Origin of the sequence: Bacillus gobiensis (genome assembly GCF_001278705.1) — a bacterium.
GTDB lineage: Bacteria > Bacillota > Bacilli > Bacillales > Bacillaceae > Bacillus > Bacillus gobiensis.
In genome coordinates this window covers 1,729,114-1,745,149 of the sequence record NZ_CP012600.1, presented here as the reverse complement: position 1 = coordinate 1,745,149, position 16,036 = coordinate 1,729,114, and the positions used below count along the sequence as shown (strand labels likewise).

17 protein-coding genes are annotated in these 16,036 nt (G+C 40.7%); all 17 read left to right on the top strand.

Features of this window, described 5'->3' with window-relative positions; translation table 11 throughout:
• The first annotated feature begins 8 nt into the window (after nucleotides 1-8).
• A complete protein-coding gene (gene yqfD / locus AM592_RS08650; RefSeq protein ID WP_053603428.1) occupies nucleotides 9-1,199 on the top strand; it encodes a sporulation protein YqfD in 1,191 nt (396 codons plus the stop codon).
• Between the two features lie 3 nt (nucleotides 1,200-1,202).
• Complete coding sequence (locus tag AM592_RS08645; protein WP_053603427.1) at nucleotides 1,203-2,165, top strand: PhoH family protein; 963 nt, start codon at nucleotides 1,203-1,205, stop codon at nucleotides 2,163-2,165.
• A 74-nt stretch (nucleotides 2,166-2,239) separates the two neighbouring features.
• Nucleotides 2,240-4,387 (top strand): HD family phosphohydrolase, encoded by a 2,148-nt coding sequence (locus AM592_RS08640; RefSeq protein WP_053603426.1) that lies wholly within the window; start codon nucleotides 2,240-2,242, stop codon nucleotides 4,385-4,387.
• Nucleotides 4,384-4,857: an rRNA maturation RNase YbeY gene (gene ybeY, locus AM592_RS08635; RefSeq protein ID WP_053603425.1), complete on the top strand. Its 474-nt coding sequence runs from the start codon at nucleotides 4,384-4,386 to the stop codon at nucleotides 4,855-4,857. Before AM592_RS08640 ends, ybeY begins: the two co-directional genes overlap by 4 nt.
• Complete coding sequence (locus AM592_RS08630) at nucleotides 4,838-5,221, top strand: diacylglycerol kinase family protein (RefSeq protein WP_053603424.1); 384 nt, start codon at nucleotides 4,838-4,840, stop codon at nucleotides 5,219-5,221. Before ybeY ends, AM592_RS08630 begins: the two co-directional genes overlap by 20 nt.
• A gap of 109 nt (nucleotides 5,222-5,330) precedes the next feature.
• Nucleotides 5,331-5,738, top strand: coding sequence for a cytidine deaminase (locus AM592_RS08625; RefSeq protein ID WP_053603423.1), 408 nt, complete (start codon nucleotides 5,331-5,333; stop codon nucleotides 5,736-5,738).
• On the top strand, nucleotides 5,722-6,624 hold the full coding sequence (gene era, locus AM592_RS08620; RefSeq protein WP_053603422.1) for a GTPase Era: 903 nt from the start codon (nucleotides 5,722-5,724) through the stop codon (nucleotides 6,622-6,624). Before AM592_RS08625 ends, era begins: the two co-directional genes overlap by 17 nt.
• Nucleotides 6,625-6,756: 132 nt before the next feature.
• On the top strand, nucleotides 6,757-6,897 hold the full coding sequence (locus tag AM592_RS23230; RefSeq protein WP_082363881.1) for a YqzL family protein: 141 nt from the start codon (nucleotides 6,757-6,759) through the stop codon (nucleotides 6,895-6,897).
• Between the two features lie 35 nt (nucleotides 6,898-6,932).
• Nucleotides 6,933-7,700 (top strand): DNA repair protein RecO, encoded by a 768-nt coding sequence (recO, locus tag AM592_RS08615; RefSeq protein WP_053603421.1) that lies wholly within the window; start codon nucleotides 6,933-6,935, stop codon nucleotides 7,698-7,700.
• A 410-nt stretch (nucleotides 7,701-8,110) separates the two neighbouring features.
• Entirely contained in the window at nucleotides 8,111-8,749 is a 639-nt protein-coding gene (locus AM592_RS08610) for a transcriptional regulator CcpN (RefSeq protein WP_098945301.1), read from the top strand.
• An 18-nt stretch (nucleotides 8,750-8,767) separates the two neighbouring features.
• Nucleotides 8,768-9,580: a pyruvate, water dikinase regulatory protein gene (locus tag AM592_RS08605; RefSeq protein WP_053603419.1), complete on the top strand. Its 813-nt coding sequence runs from the start codon at nucleotides 8,768-8,770 to the stop codon at nucleotides 9,578-9,580.
• A gap of 246 nt (nucleotides 9,581-9,826) precedes the next feature.
• Nucleotides 9,827-10,315 (top strand): YaiI/YqxD family protein, encoded by a 489-nt coding sequence (locus tag AM592_RS08600; protein WP_053603418.1) that lies wholly within the window; start codon nucleotides 9,827-9,829, stop codon nucleotides 10,313-10,315.
• Nucleotides 10,316-10,350: 35 nt separating this feature from the next.
• On the top strand, nucleotides 10,351-12,165 hold the full coding sequence (gene dnaG, locus AM592_RS08595; RefSeq protein WP_053603417.1) for a DNA primase: 1,815 nt from the start codon (nucleotides 10,351-10,353) through the stop codon (nucleotides 12,163-12,165).
• Nucleotides 12,166-12,342: 177 nt separating this feature from the next.
• Complete coding sequence (gene rpoD, locus AM592_RS08590) at nucleotides 12,343-13,461, top strand: RNA polymerase sigma factor RpoD (protein ID WP_053603416.1); 1,119 nt, start codon at nucleotides 12,343-12,345, stop codon at nucleotides 13,459-13,461.
• A gap of 302 nt (nucleotides 13,462-13,763) precedes the next feature.
• Nucleotides 13,764-14,123, top strand: coding sequence for a cytochrome c550 (cccA, locus tag AM592_RS08585; protein ID WP_053603415.1), 360 nt, complete (start codon nucleotides 13,764-13,766; stop codon nucleotides 14,121-14,123).
• Nucleotides 14,124-14,215: 92 nt separating this feature from the next.
• Nucleotides 14,216-14,932: a tRNA (adenine(22)-N(1))-methyltransferase gene (locus tag AM592_RS08580; protein ID WP_053603414.1), complete on the top strand. Its 717-nt coding sequence runs from the start codon at nucleotides 14,216-14,218 to the stop codon at nucleotides 14,930-14,932.
• Nucleotides 14,925-16,034, top strand: coding sequence for a Nif3-like dinuclear metal center hexameric protein (locus AM592_RS08575; RefSeq protein ID WP_053603413.1), 1,110 nt, complete (start codon nucleotides 14,925-14,927; stop codon nucleotides 16,032-16,034). Before AM592_RS08580 ends, AM592_RS08575 begins: the two co-directional genes overlap by 8 nt.
• Nucleotides 16,035-16,036: the final 2 nt, after the last annotated feature.

Below are 16,036 nucleotides of genomic sequence, written 5' to 3'. Positions count from 1 at the left end.
GGAAAACAATGAAGAATAAATGGTTTTCTTTTTTTTCCGGGACGGTTCAAGTGGAAGTAAAAGGTCCAGGGATTGAAAGGTTTATAAATGAATGTATGAGAAAAAAAATACCTTTATATCAAGTGCGGAGAAAAAATGGACATGTTCTGTTTTTTATCAGGCTTTCTGATGTATATGCCCTAAGGAGAGCCATTAGGAATTTTGAATGCAAATGCAGCTTTACGAAACGGAAAGGACTTCCTTTTCTTATACGGAAGTCGATGCGCAACAGCGGATTTGCCATTGGTTTTTTTGGTTTTTTTCTCATCCTGTTTCTGCTTTCAAACATGGTATGGAGCATCCACATCACCGGAGCGAAGCCGGAAACTGAACACGAGATCAGGAAGCAGTTGAATGAGATTGGGATAAAAATCGGGAGACTTCAATTTGTGACCCCTACACCGGAAATTATTCAAAAAGAGCTGACTGACCGCGTCAGCAATATTACATGGATTGGCGTCGAGTTAAATGGTACGGATTTACAGATGAAGGTCGTTGAAAAAAACGAACCGGAGAAACCGGAATACGTAAGCCCTCAAGACTTAGTAGCCAAAAAGAAGGCGGTCATTACCAATATGTTCGTCGAAAAGGGAGTGCCGCTTGTTACGGTGAATGAACACGTCAGGAAGGGGCAAAAGCTTGTCTCTGGAATTATTGGCTACGAAGATAATAAACAAAAGGTTGCTGCAAAAGGAGAGATATTGGGAGAAACGTGGTATAAATCTACTGTGACTGTCCCGCTTGAAACAACTTTTCAAGTGTACACGGGAAAAGTAAAAACGATGCACAAGCTGGCCGCAGGCTCGCAATCGATTCCATTTTGGGGCTTTTCATTGTCGGACGAGGAAATGGGAGCATCAAAAACCGAAAAACTTACCTATCCCCTGCACTTTTTGCAATTCAAATTACCGTTGTCCTATGAAAAAGAACTGATTAGAGAAACGGAAACATCTAAGCGATCGTATACGGAGAAGCAAGCAATCGAAGAAGGAATAAAGATGGGAAAAAAAGATGTTGAGAAAAAAATTGGAATTGATGGTAAAGTAATAGATGAAAAAGTTTTGCACCAAACGAGCGAGAATGGTAAAGTAAAATTGATTATTCTGTACCAGGTAATTGAAAACATTGTAAAAACTACACCTATCGTTCAGGGAGATTAAAGAATGACAGAACACTTACTTCAAATGAATGAGCAATTAGATAATACGGAAGAAGCCATGGCTCTGTTCGGCAATCAAGACGTATACTTGAAGCTGATGGAGGAGGGAATGGGAGTTTCCATCATTACGAGAGGGGAAACTGTCTATGTCTCCGGATCCGAGAAGCAAGCTGTCATAGTTGACCGGCTGTTATCCTCGTTATTGCGCTTGATCCGAAAAGGCATCGATCTTTCAGAGCGTGATATCGTGTATGCAATGAAAATGGCAAAAACAGACCAGCTTACGTATTTCGAAAGCTTGTATGATGATGAAATTACGAAAAATGCAAAAGGAAAAAGCATTCGTGTAAAAACACTCGGACAGAGGAAGTATGCTGCTGCGATGAAGGAGCATGATATGGTATTCGGCATTGGGCCGGCCGGAACGGGAAAGACGTATCTTGCAGTAGTAAAAGCTGTTCATGAATTAAAGAATGGACATGTAAAACGAATCATTTTAACCAGGCCTGCTGTAGAAGCCGGTGAAAGCTTAGGCTTTTTACCGGGAGATTTAAAGGAAAAAGTGGATCCGTATCTCAGGCCGCTGTACGACGCTTTGCATGATGTGTTAGGCTCAGACCATACCGAACGGCTGATGGAGAGGGGAGTTATTGAAATTGCTCCTCTTGCGTATATGAGGGGAAGAACGCTTGATGATTCCTTTGTCATTTTGGACGAGGCGCAAAATACGACTCCAGCCCAAATGAAAATGTTTTTAACCCGTTTGGGCTTTAAGTCCAAAATGGTCATTACCGGCGACATCACCCAGGTTGATTTACCTAAAGGGATCAAATCCGGCCTTCAAGTCGCGAGAGAAATGCTTAAGCATATTCCTGATATTCCATTTGTGGAATTGGACCCAACCGACGTCGTTAGACATCCGTTAGTTGCGAAAATTATCGAAGCATATGAAACGAAGAATAACTAGTGACCCGATTTGCCGCTTATCGGGTCTTTTCCTACATAATGTAAAGATAGTTTCAAAAAAGGGAGGTGCTTTTTTTGAAAAAAAATGAAAATAAGGAAAGCAGCAGGCTGAACAGGATGAAACACTTTCGTTTTTTGCATTACATCCTGTATGGTTTTTTGGCAGCTTTGTTGTTTTTTCTTTTATTTTTCCATATAAGGCCAGAAACCCTTGATCTGGATCTTTTTTCTGTCAGTGACCAAACGATATACTCACCATCAACAGTTGAAGACGAGCAGGCTACAGAAAACAGAAAAAGGGAAGCAGTTGATGAAGTTAAAGATCAGTATGTGATGAGAAAAGACTTCTCAGATAACCAAGTAGATCTGGTAGCTTCTATTTTTTCAAGCATAGCCGAAGTGAAGGCGGAGCGTGATGAAAAGAGTAAAAACGAAGGTTCTCCGCCAGACGATAAAACGCTTATTGACTCGGTTAAAAAGCAACTGACGAAGGATGTTAATGATGCATTATCCGACGATATCATATTGTCGCTACTCAATACGAGCAACGAGGAACTGGAAAATGTAAAGGATTACGTGATCACGACAGTAAATTCGATCATGGGCAATGAAATTTCGATTGAGGAAATTGAAGAAGCCAAAAATAGTGTCAACAAAGAATTAAAAAATTATTCTATTCCATCTGAGCTGCAGAACGCTGCGGTGACTGTCGGCAGGTATGCCATTATTCCAAACCATGTATACGATCCAAAAGGGACGGAACAAAAAAGGCAGGACGCGGCTGACAATGTTCAACCGGTACAAATCAAACAAGGCCAGATTCTCGTTGAAGAGAACCAGTTGATCGACAGGGAAGTCTATCGAAAGCTGCAGCTGGCCGGTCTTTTGGACGGATCTGATTTGTACAGGCCAGTTACTGGACTATTGCTGCTGATTGGCTTATTCATTGCTGTAATGGCGTACTATTTTCAAAAACAGGACAAACCGATTACTGAGAAAAATAAATCTTTATTATTATATTCATTAATCTTTGTCATTACGATTTTATTGATGGAAGTAATCAGTTTATTTCAACAGATGGATTACCGAAATACCGCCTATCTCGTGCCGGTGGCAATGGGTGGTGTGCTGATTAAACTTTTGCTTGATGAGAAGATTGCGATTTTATCAAGTATCATCTTTGCAATTTGCGGAAGCATTATGTTTAACGATGAGGTTACTGGTGTGTTTAACTTTGTCGCAGGCATTTACTTGTTGATCAGTTCGATTTCTGGTGTGCTCTTTTTAGGAAAGCATAATGCGAGAGCAAAAATATTGCAAACCGGCTTATATGTTTCGATTATTAATATTCTTGTAATGTCGGCCCTCTTGTTTATTCAAAATACGACCCAGCCTGGCTGGGAAATTGGGACAAATGCGGTGATGTGTATCTTTTCAGGTGTTGCTTCTTCTGTATTAGCGATTGGTTTAACGCCGTTTTTTGAAACAGGGTTTGGTTTGCTTTCAACGATAAGGCTGATTGAACTTTCCAATCCGAATCACCCTTTGCTGCGGAAAATACTTACCGAAACGCCTGGAACCTACCACCACAGTGTAATGGTAGCCAATTTGTCGGAGGCGGCGTGTGAAGCAGTCGGGGCAAACGGTCTCCTTGCAAGAGTGGGAGCGTATTACCATGATATCGGGAAAACGAAACGCCCTCAGTATTTTATTGAAAATCAAATGAACATCGATAATCCGCATGATAAACTATCACCACAGCTTAGCAAAAACATTATCATTTCCCATGCGGTAGACGGGGCAAATATGCTGAGGAACCATAAAATGCCAAAAGAATTAGTCGATATTGCCGAGCAGCATCACGGAACGTCACTGCTTAAGTTCTTTTTTTACAAAGCGAAAGAAAAAGGTGACCGTATTACGGAGGAAGAATTTCGTTATCCAGGCCCTAAGCCGCAATCGAAGGAAGCTGCCATTATTTCGATTGCCGATAGCGTAGAAGCGGCTGTCCGCTCAATGCACAATCCGAACCCTGACAGGATTGAAAAACTGGTCAGGGCGATTATCTCAGATAAACTGCAGGATAATCAGTTTAGCGAATGCGATTTAACATTTAAAGAGCTTAACAATATTGCGAAAACGCTATGTGAAACGTTACAGGGAATATTCCACTCCCGGATTGAATATCCGGAGTCAGTCAAACAGAAGGTGAAGCAAGCATGACATTAATAATTGATTTAACCGACACGACCGGCCGTTTAAGCGATGGCCAGCTTGAAGCCATTGAAAAGCTGCTTGAATTTGCCGCAGAGGAAGAAGGTACCGAACCGGAATCGGAGGTTTCCATTACGATTATGACAAACGAAGAGATTCAGCAGATCAACAAACAGTACAGGAGTAAAGACAGTCCGACAGACGTTATCTCTTTTGCCATGGAAGAAGAAGGTGAAGGAGAAATAAAGATTGTCGGTGCTGATACGCCTCCGGTGCTGGGAGATATTATTATCAGCATTGAAAAAGCTAATGAACAGGCAGAAGAATACGGGCATTCTGTGGAAAGGGAATTAGGGTTTTTAGCGATTCACGGATTTCTTCACTTGCTAGGATATGATCACATGACTAAAGAGCAAGAGGAGGAAATGTTTACAAAACAAAAGGAATTGTTAAACAGATATGGGCTTAAAAGAACCTAGGAATAATAATGAGTGGACCCGCCTTATGAATAGTTTTAAATATGCCTTTGAAGGAATTCGCCAAACGTTATTATCTGAAAGGAATTTTCAAATCCATACCGTTGCAGCATGCGTGGTCATCATTTTTGCTGCTGTTTATCAGATATCCTTTCATGAGTGGCTTATTGTACTCATTTTGATTGGCGGAATGCTGGCTTTGGAATTAATGAATACGGCTGTTGAACATATTGTTGATATGGTTAGTCCAAAGCATCATCCGCTGGCCAAGGCGGCCAAAGATGCATCAGCCGCTGCAGTTTGCGTATTTGCAATTATATCGTGTATGATAGGTTTACTCATTTTCATACCAAAAATCTTTTTGTGAGAAAATTCTTACAAATGCTTTGCAATTATTGAAATGGGCGTGAAAAAATTACCGTTATCCTGTAAAATAAAGGTGTAACGGTGTTACATTAGTATAAGGGAGTCGCAAGATGATCATTAACGATTTAATTTTAGAAGCGGAAAAAGCAAGACAATTCGCTTATGTCCCATACTCCAAATTCAAGGTTGGAGCTGCTATTTTAACAAATGACGGAAAAGTATACAGAGGATGCAATATAGAAAATGCAGCGTATGGAGTATGCAACTGCGCTGAACGAACAGCCCTTTTTAAAGCTTATTCAGAAGGGGACACATCTTTTCAAATGCTTGCGGTAATCGCGGACACCGCTCGCCCTGTCCCGCCCTGCGGAGCATGCAGGCAAGTGATATCCGAGCTTTGTCCGCCGGATATGAAAGTCGTATTGGCTAATTTAAATGGTGATAGAAGTGAAATGACTGTGCAAGAATTATTGCCAGGGGCATTTTCTCAGGGAGATTTAAATGGACATTCAGTATAAATCAGGATTTGTTTCCATCATTGGTAGACCCAATGTTGGAAAATCAACCTTTATCAACCAGGCAATTGGCCAAAAAATAGCGATTATGAGTGATAAGCCGCAAACGACTAGAAATAAAGTGCAGGGTGTTCGAACAACCGCAGATTCCCAAATCATTTTTATTGACACTCCAGGTATACACAAGCCCAAACATAAGCTGGGCGACTTTATGATGAAAGTGGCAGAGAATACATTAAAAGAAGTTGACTTGATTTTATTCGTGATAAACGCGGAAGAAGGGTACGGACGCGGAGATGAATTCATTATCGAGAGGCTGAAGCGCACGAAGACTCCTGTTTTTTTAATTGTTAATAAAATTGACAGAGTCCACCCTGATCAGCTGCTTCCTCTTATTGATGAATACCGCGGGCTCTATCCGTTTAAAGAAGTGGTGCCAATCTCGGCGCTTGAAGGCAACAACGTAGATACTCTTCTGAAACAGATTGAAGACTCCCTGCCGGAAGGACCCCAATATTACCCTTCTGATCAGGTCACAGATCATCCGGAACGATTTATTATTGCTGAATTGATCCGTGAAAAAGTGCTTCATCTTACACGTGAAGAAATTCCACACAGCATAGCGGTAGCTATTGATTTGATTAAAAGAAGAGAGAACGGTTCTGTATATGTTGAAGCCACGATCGTTGTGGAAAGAGACTCCCAAAAGGGAATTGTTATTGGCAAAAGAGGTGCTTTGCTGAAAGAAGTTGGAAAACGGGCAAGGAAAGACATTGAGCTTCTGCTTGGTTCACAAGTATTTCTTGAATTGTGGGTAAAGGTACAGAAGGACTGGAGAAACAAAATGTCGCAGCTTCGTGATTTTGGCTTTAATGAGGATGAGTATTAAGATGTTTTTCTTGGACAGCAATAGGCTCTTTTAACAATAATTGTTTCACATGAATTGAAGGAAGTGTGGTCAAGATAAGATTAAGATTTTGGACTATCAAGCTGGTTTAAATAAAAGAAAGGCGGGGTTAAAATGTTGAATTTTACCTGGACTGTTTTTTCGCAAACAGGTAACGTCGATACCTATCTCCTTTTTAAAGAACTGGAGAAGGAGAAAACCGAAGTGCCCGAAAGACTTGATAATAAGCTGGCCGAAATTGACTATCCGATATAACATCTTGATCGCCCACTTTTGGAAGGTGCGCGTAAATGCTTGTAAAGTGTGAAGGTATTGTTATTCGATCAAATGATTATGGTGAGTCCAACAAAATTGTGACCTTGCTGACCAGAGAGCTTGGAAAGGTTGCAGTCATGGCTAGAGGAGCGAAAAAATCAAATAGCAGGCTTTCCTCCATTTCACAGCCATTTATTTATGCTAACTTTTTATTTCAAAAAAGCTCGGGAATGGGAATGCTTCAGCAGGCGGAAATGATTGATAGCATGAGAGGTATACGTGAAGACTTGTTTAAAACGGCGTATGCCTCTTATATTTCTGAGCTGATGGACAAAGGTACAGAAGAAAAAAAACCAAATCCTTATCAATTCGAGCTTCTTTTGCAATGCTTAAAAAAAGTAAATGATGAGTATGATCCTGATATCATTACCCACATTGTCGAAATGAAAATGCTGAGTGTTATGGGCTTGTATCCGGAGCTCAATCAATGTGTTCATTGCAAGAGCAAAGAAGGAACCTTTCATTTTTCGATAAGGGATAATGGTTTTATTTGTCATCGTTGTTTTCATAAAGACTCATACAACGTACCTATTTCCCAAGCAACGGCAAGGCTTTTGCGATTATTTTATTATTTTGATCTGGAGCGTTTAGGAGAAATCTCTTTAAAGCCGGAGACTAAAAAAGAGCTAAAAACGGTGTTGGACTTGTATTATGAGGAATACACCGGCATTTTCTTCAAATCCAAACGATTCATTGATCAAATGGGAGAAATGAAAAAATTGCTTAATGATAACAATAATTGACTCTCGCAAAAAGCGGACACTTCTGTTTGGTGATAGCAATTGGCTCATCAAACTGAGGGAAGCTCCCGTCCTAATGTTTTTTTGAAACAATGGGACGGGAGCTTTTTGTCTTGAAACCTCAAAAAAAGTCGTATCTTGCAAAAATTGAACAAGTATTTTGCCAATTTGAATCAAAATATAGTAAAATAGATCGGAGCGAACTTCATTTAACGGTATGAAACGGGCGATCTTCTTTCTTCAGATCGCCTGGCATATTTTTTTTGAAAATCATATAATGATCCTTCAATCATAGGGTTTGAATTGCCCCGACTGATTGCTACTCTTTTTATTACGGGCTTCTCAATCAAGGCTGCCTGTTACTGAGCGATAAAATGAACTTAGATGCTGGGTCGACCCTGTGGCAAAAGGCGGTGAAAACGATCGAATTAAATAAAAGACAGGAACATATTTTGCAGATCGTAAAGGAGCATGGACCGATAACCGGTGAGCATATTGCCGACATGCTTCATTTAACTCGGGCAACCCTGCGGCCGGATCTTGCCATCCTTACAATGTCTGGTTTTTTGGAAGCCAGGCCGAGGGTAGGGTATTTTTATACAGGAAAAACTGGTGTGCAGCTGTTAGCCGATAAATTAAATAAACTTAAGGTGAAGGAATTTCAATCCATTCCTGTCGTCATTCATGAAAATGTGTCGGTTTATGACGCCATCTGTACGATGTTTCTTGAAGATGTCGGGACCCTATTCGTTGTTAATAAAAGCGCTGCGCTTGTCGGTATCCTATCGCGCAAGGATTTGCTAAGAGCCAGTATGGGGAAGCAGGAACTTTCTGCGATCCCGGTCCACATTATTATGACCAGAATGCCGAATATTACCGTCTGTGAGCGTGAAGATCTCATCATGGATGTGGCCAAGAATTTGATCGAAAAACAAATTGACGCTCTGCCTGTAGTAAAGAAAACAGAAAATGGATTAGAGGTAATTGGCAGAGTGACGAAGACCAATATGACGAAATTGCTCGTCAGCCTATCTGAAAATGAAATTCTGTAGAAACAAGGGGGAAGGGAATTGAGCAATCATATTATTTATGTTGTATCTGACTCTGTAGGGGAAACTGCCGAATTGGTTGTCAAAGCTGCGGCAAGCCAGTTCAACGGATCATCTGATCACACAAATATTCGAAGAATTCCGTATGTTGAGGACAAAGGGACAATTAATGAAGTTATTTCACTTGCAAAAGCAGATAAGGGCATACTATGCTTTACTCTCGTTGTCCCTGAACTGCGCGAGTATTTAATCACGGAAGCGGAAAAAGAAAATGTCGTTTATTACGATATTATCGGTCCGTTAATTGATAAAATGGAATCCTCTTACGGGCTCGCTGCTAAATATGAACCAGGAAGAGTCCGCCAATTGGATGAAGACTATTTCAAAAAGGTTGAAGCCATTGAATTTGCAGTGAAATACGATGATGGACGTGATCCGAGGGGCATTTTAAAAGCAGATATCGTTTTAATAGGTGTATCGAGAACATCTAAAACCCCTTTATCGCAATATTTGGCACACAAGCGAATAAAAGTAGCGAACGTTCCTATTGTGCCGGAAGTGGATCCCCCTGAAGAATTGTATAAAGTTGATCCTTCGAAATGTATCGGTTTAAAAATCAGCCCTGATAAGCTAAATAATATACGCAGGGAACGTTTAAAATCTCTCGGGCTCAATGATAAAGCAATCTATGCGAATATGAACAGAATCAAAGATGAATTAGAGTATTTTGAAAAAATTGTGACGAGAATCGGCTGTGAGGTCGTAGATGTTTCTTACAAGGCGGTAGAAGAAACGGCAAATATCATTGCAGGTATGATGAAGAAAAATCCGTAAAGGCTCAGGAGCTTCCACCTGGGTTTTTCATTTGTGCAAAAAGGGAAGAGTTAAAAATGTAGCATAATATCAACTTTTGTATTATAATAAAAAATTGTGATAAAATTATTGAATTTAGGTTTAAGCTTGACAATGAACGAATAAACTAGTATGGAAAACGTGTCAAGAAGTCTCTTTATAAAACCTTTCGACATGGGAGGATTTTTTTCGGTCTGCAAAAAGCATAACGAGAAATGCAGGAGATTGATGGAGGGATGGAGAATTAAATTTCTTGATGAAGCGAAAAGGACAATTTTTGTGGACGCAGATGCGTGTCCTGTGAAAGATGAGATTCGGCTCGTTGCCTCAAACTTTCACACGAATATTCTCTTTGTTGCTTCATATGTTCATTATCAGCAAACATCAGAAAATGAAAACTGGAAATATGTAGATCCTCAAAAAGAAGCTGTTGACCTATTTATCCTGAACCATATACGTGCAGGTGATATCGCGGTCACACAAGATATCGGACTCGCGTCCTTGCTTCTGGGAAAACATGCGACAGTTATTTCTGAAAGAGGCCGTTTATATCACGAATCAACAATTGACCTTGCATTAGAAAGACGATATCTTTCTCAAAAGGAGCGCAGGCGGGGCGTACACATGAAAGGCCCTAAAAAGCTTGTTAAAGAGGATCGTGAACGTTTTTCTGCCCGATTGCAAAAAATCTTGTCGAATAATGAAGGAATTATTTAATTCATATCGAATTATGTACGACGGAGTGTTTTTAAATGGCAAATATGATTCCTGAAGAAACGATAAACAGTGTCCAAAAGTCAGCTGATATTGTTGAAGTGATTGGTGAATATGTGCAATTGAAAAAGCAGGGCCGGAATTACTTTGGACTGTGTCCTTTTCATGGAGAAAATACCCCGTCCTTTTCCGTTTCAGCTGATAAGCAAATCTTTCATTGCTTTGGCTGTGGTGCGGGTGGTGATGTTTTCTCATTTTTAAAGCAGCTGGAAGGGTATTCCTTTCCGCAAGCTGTTTTGGTTCTTGCTGAAAAGTACCACATTGATATTCCTGATGATGTGTCACACGCAGCCGTCCCAACATCAGAAGAAGGTTCAGATGATCTGAAAATGATTGAAGCCCACGAGCTTTCTAAGAAATTTTACCATCATTTGCTGGTGAATACAAAGGAAGGCCAAGAAGCATTGGATTATCTTCAGGACAGAGGTTTTTCGAATGAAGATATCGAAAAGTTTGAGATTGGGTATTCTTTAAACTCGTGGGATTTCATGACAAAGTTCCTTGAAAAACGGGGGTTTGACCCGGAAATGATGGCAAAAGCAGGATTGCTTGTGAAAAAAGAGTCAGGAGACGGCTACTTTGACAGGTTCAGGAACCGAATCATATTTCCGATCCATGACCATCACGGAAAAACAGTGGCGTTTTCCGGCAGGTCACTTGCGGATAATCAGCAGCCGAAGTATATGAACAGTCCTGAGTCTCCTTTATTTCATAAAAGCAAGCTTTTGTATCACTTTCATCAATCCCGAGTACATATCAGAAAACAGGAAAGGGCTGTTTTATTTGAAGGGTTTGCAGATGTCATATCCGCAGTCAAATCCGGAGTGAATGAAGCTATTGCTACAATGGGAACGTCACTCACAGATGAGCATGCGCGGTTGATACGCAGGAATACGAATGAAGTCATCATTTGTTACGATTCAGATCGAGCAGGTTTCGAGGCCGCGCAAAAAGCAGCTGAACTATTAATAAAGAAAGACTGCAAGGTCAGAATTGCAATGATGCCTGATCATCTTGATCCTGATGACTACATCAGAAAATTTGGCGGCGACAAATTTAAAACTGATGTAATAGGGGCAAGCGTTTCGTTTATGGCATTTAAGCTTCAATACTTTAAAAAGGGGAAAAATCTCTCTGATGAGGGAGAACGAATTTCCTATATAGAGAATGTATTGAAGGAAATTAGCAGGCTGCCGACGGCTCTTGAAAAAGAAGTGTATATCAAACAGCTTTCAGATGAATTTTCGCTTTCATATGATTCTTTACAAGAGCAATTATCTGTTTATGATCATAATACTCAACAGGCTCAAAAAAAGGAGGCAGCTCCGAAGCCTGCTGTTACCCAAACAAAAGCTAAGCCTTGGAGGATTCGTCCTGCCTATGAAAATGCGGAGCGGACTCTCTTGGCGCACATGGTTCATGACCCGGAGATGATAAGAAAAGTACTTGATCGGATCGGGCTTGATTTTAACCTCGATGAACACAGGGCAATAGCCGCTTATATTTATGCGATGTACGAAGAAGGTTTAGATGTTTCCATTAGCAAATTGATGGGTAAAATGAATGATCAGGCTCTTAACCAGATTTTATCGGAAATTGTGATGGGGCATAACGATCGTGAAATATCGGAAGAAGAACTGTCGGATTATACGAGGAAAATCCTCAATTACCGAAACAAGTCAGTGATCCGGGAAAAAGAAGAAAAAAGACAGGAAGCCGAACGGAAAAAAGATTTTTTAGCGGCAGCTGCTTTAGCCCAAGAAATTGTGAAGCTTACTCGGTCTTTAAAATAAAGTAAAACTTCTCTAAGGTGGAGGCTTACACCCTGTGAATGCAGGATAAATTAAATCGATTGCAATGAATCCTTACGGAGGAGCAATCTGTACGATTCTTGTTTATTTTCAAGACGTTTTCGATATACCAGAGAGTATGCTTTAGAATATTTGGTTTTTGGAAGGAGGTATCCATGAATGGCTGATAAACAAACGCACGAAACTGAAACTGAATTCACGTTTGAGCAGATAAGAGATCAGTTGACAGAGGTGGGGAAAAAACGTGGAGTTTTGACATATGAGGAAATTGCCGAGCGTATGTCAAGTTTCGAAATTGAATCAGACCAAATGGATGAATATTATGAATTTTTAGGTGAGCAAGGTGTTGAATTAATAAGCGAGAATGAGGAGACTCAAGATCCTGACGTCCAACAGCTTGCCAAAGAAGAAGAGTTTGACTTAAATGATCTAAGCGTTCCTCCGGGAGTCAAAATAAATGATCCAGTCCGTATGTATTTGAAAGAAATTGGCCGGGTAAATTTGTTATCTGCAAAAGAAGAAATTACCTATGCCAAAAAAATAGAAGAGGGCGATGAAGAATCAAAACGACGCCTGGCAGAAGCGAACCTGAGATTGGTTGTAAGTATTGCAAAGCGATACGTTGGCCGAGGCATGCTCTTCTTGGATCTCATCCAAGAAGGAAACATGGGCTTAATGAAAGCCGTTGAAAAATTCGATTACCGTAAAGGCTACAAGTTCAGTACGTATGCGACATGGTGGATCAGGCAGGCAATTACAAGAGCGATTGCTGATCAAGCCAGAACGATTCGGATTCCTGTCCATATGGTAGAAACGATTAATAAGCTGATACGTGTACAAAGACAGCTTCTTCAAGATCTTGGACGTGAGCCTTTCCCAGAAGAAATTGCAGAAGACATGGATCTTACGCCTGAAAAAGTTCGTGAGATCTTAAAAATTGCTCAAGAGCCAGTTTCGTTGGAAACTCCAATTGGCGAAGAAGACGACTCTCATTTAGGCGATTTTATTGAAGACCAAGAAGCGACTTCTCCATCTGATCATGCAGCTTACGAGCTGTTGAAAGAACAGCTTGAAGATGTTTTAGACACATTGACCGACCGGGAAGAAAACGTTCTTCGCCTGCGTTTTGGCCTTGATGATGGAAGAACACGCACGCTTGAAGAAGTTGGCAAGGTATTTGGCGTTACAAGAGAACGGATTCGCCAAATTGAAGCCAAAGCTCTTCGTAAGCTTAGACATCCAAGCAGAAGCAAACGATTGAAAGACTTTTTAGAATAGAGTTGTGTGAGAACGGAATGAAAAACCGTTCTCTTTTTTATCACAAATTTTATGAAAACGCTGTATTTATTACTTTACTTCATTTTACTTAATTTTCTCCGGTTTTGCAAACCCTCTATCGGTTGAATTTTTATTTTCGGAGAAATAATTTAAAGTCAGGGAATACCCGATTAAGCTAAATATATGTCTAAACTGTGAACAACAGAGTTTTTTCCTATCATATTTTCTTTCCATTTTGTAAAATAAAAAGAGAAAGTGCTTACATATGTGGATCGGGGTTATCACAAAGGGGGATGTGCCGAATGAAACGCAATCCGTTGATACCATTTTTATTTATTGCCTTGATAGGAATTGGCTTAGTTTTCGTTTTATCAATTAAGGGGTTAGGAGATGAAAGAGAAATAGCAAGTGGAGGGAAGGAGCCTGCAAAAGAGGAAAATGCAAACGCTTCACCTGAAGAAATATACAAGCAAAGCTGCGTCAGCTGCCACGGGGAAAATTATGAAGGGGTATCTGGCCCCAGCTTGAAGGGTGTCGGCGAGAAAAGGGACGTTGGAGGTATCAAAGAAAAGATACAAAATGGCGGAGGCGGCATGCCGGCTGGACTGGTTCCGGAAGAAAAGCTGGATGAAATGGCAAAATGGGTTTCAGAGATCAAGTAATGCATGTAAAAAAGTCCTTTGCATTTGAGAGGACTTTTTTTTAATATATATAGTGCATTCCATAATTATTTTATTAGTAAAGAAGTGATGACATGAATGAAACGAAATTATCGAAAAGGCTTGAAACGGTGGCGTTAATGCTCAATGAAGGCTGTACATTTGCCGATATCGGCTCCGATCATGCGTATTTACCTTGCTACGCTGTGTTGAACGGCATAGCTTTAAAGGCTATAGCTGGTGAGATATCAGAGGGCCCTTATCAATCGGCAGTCTCTCAAGTGATAAAATCTAAGCTGGATTCAAAAATTTCCGTAAGAAAAGGAAACGGCCTTGAAATATTAACGCCCGGAGAAGTTCAATGTGTGACAATTGCAGGTATGGGAGGCTCATTAATCGCCCAAATTTTAGAAAATGGAAAAGATAAGCTGACAGGATCGGAACGGCTCGTACTTCAGCCCAACATTCATTCTCATCACGTGAGAACGTGGCTGTATAAAGAACATTACGAGATTCTGCAAGAAACGATTCTTGAAGAAGATGATAAAATTTATGAGGTTATTGCTGCGGAAAAAGGGGATAGAGACCGTCCTTACCAATCCATTATGTTTGAAGCGGGGATTTTAACAGGTCCGTTATTGGCAAAGGAAAAGAATGATGTTTTTCGAAAAAAATGGTCTTTTGAACTTGAGCACTTAAACACCATCTATACCTCAGTCAAAAAAGCAGCAGATTCAGAAACAAACAGAGAAAAGATGAAAGAAATACTTACGCAAATCAATCTAATTGAGGAGGTTCTGTCACATGTCTAAGCAAAGCGGTACCGATTTTATCAAATGGTTTGAAGACTTTTGCCCGCCTTCTTATGCGGTTGAAGGGGATCCAATCGGACTTCAAATCGGAACGTTACATAAAGAAGTGAAGAAAGTGATGATTACGCTCGATGTCTCTGAGGATGTTGTAAAAGAAGCGATAAAAGAACAAGCTGATCTAATCATTGCCCACCATCCACCCATTTTTCGGCCATTAAAAAAGGTTGAAACGAATCACCCGAGCGGCAAGGTCATCGAGCTATGTGTGAAGCATGATATTGCCGTTTACGCGGCACATACGAATTTGGATGTTACAGATGGCGGTGTCAATGACATGCTGGCTGAAGCACTGATGCTGAAAAATACGGAGGTGCTTGTACCGACTTTTTCAGATCCGATGAATAAATTAGTCGTATTTGTACCAAAGGAGCATGAAGAAAACGTTAGGAGAGCTGTCGGTAATGCTGGAGCAGGGCACATTGGCGACTATAGCCACTGCGCTTTTTCCACAGAAGGGATAGGCAGCTTCCGTCCGCTCGAGGGGTCAGATCCTTTTATCGGAACCGTGGGTGAGCTGGAGCTTGTCCATGAAGTCAGGCTGGAGACGATTTTTCCATCACGAATAAAAAAACAGGTGCTTGCTGCAATGCTGGAGGCTCATCCGTATGAAGAAGTAGCTTACGATATTTATCCAGTCGAGCAAGCTTCAATTAAAAAAGGATTAGGAAGAATTGGGACAATCGAGCAAGAAATGACGCTGCACGATTTCGCCCTGTATGTAAAGGACAAACTTCAAGTGGGCGGAGTTCGTATGTCTGGGAACCCGCAAGCCTTAGTCAAAAAGGTGGCAGTCCTAGGTGGAGACGGGAACAAGTTTATGAGCAACGCAAAAAAGATGGGCGCTGATGTATTCGTAACAGGTGATATTTATTTTCATGTAGCTCAGGATGCCGTTGCCGAAGGATTAAATCTCGTGGATCCGGGGCATTATGCAGAAAAAATAATGAAGCAGGGGCTTGCTGATTTATTGGAAGCTAAATGCAAAATGGAGATATCATTTGCTGCTTCTAGTACAGATACCAATCCCTTCGTATTTCTATAAGA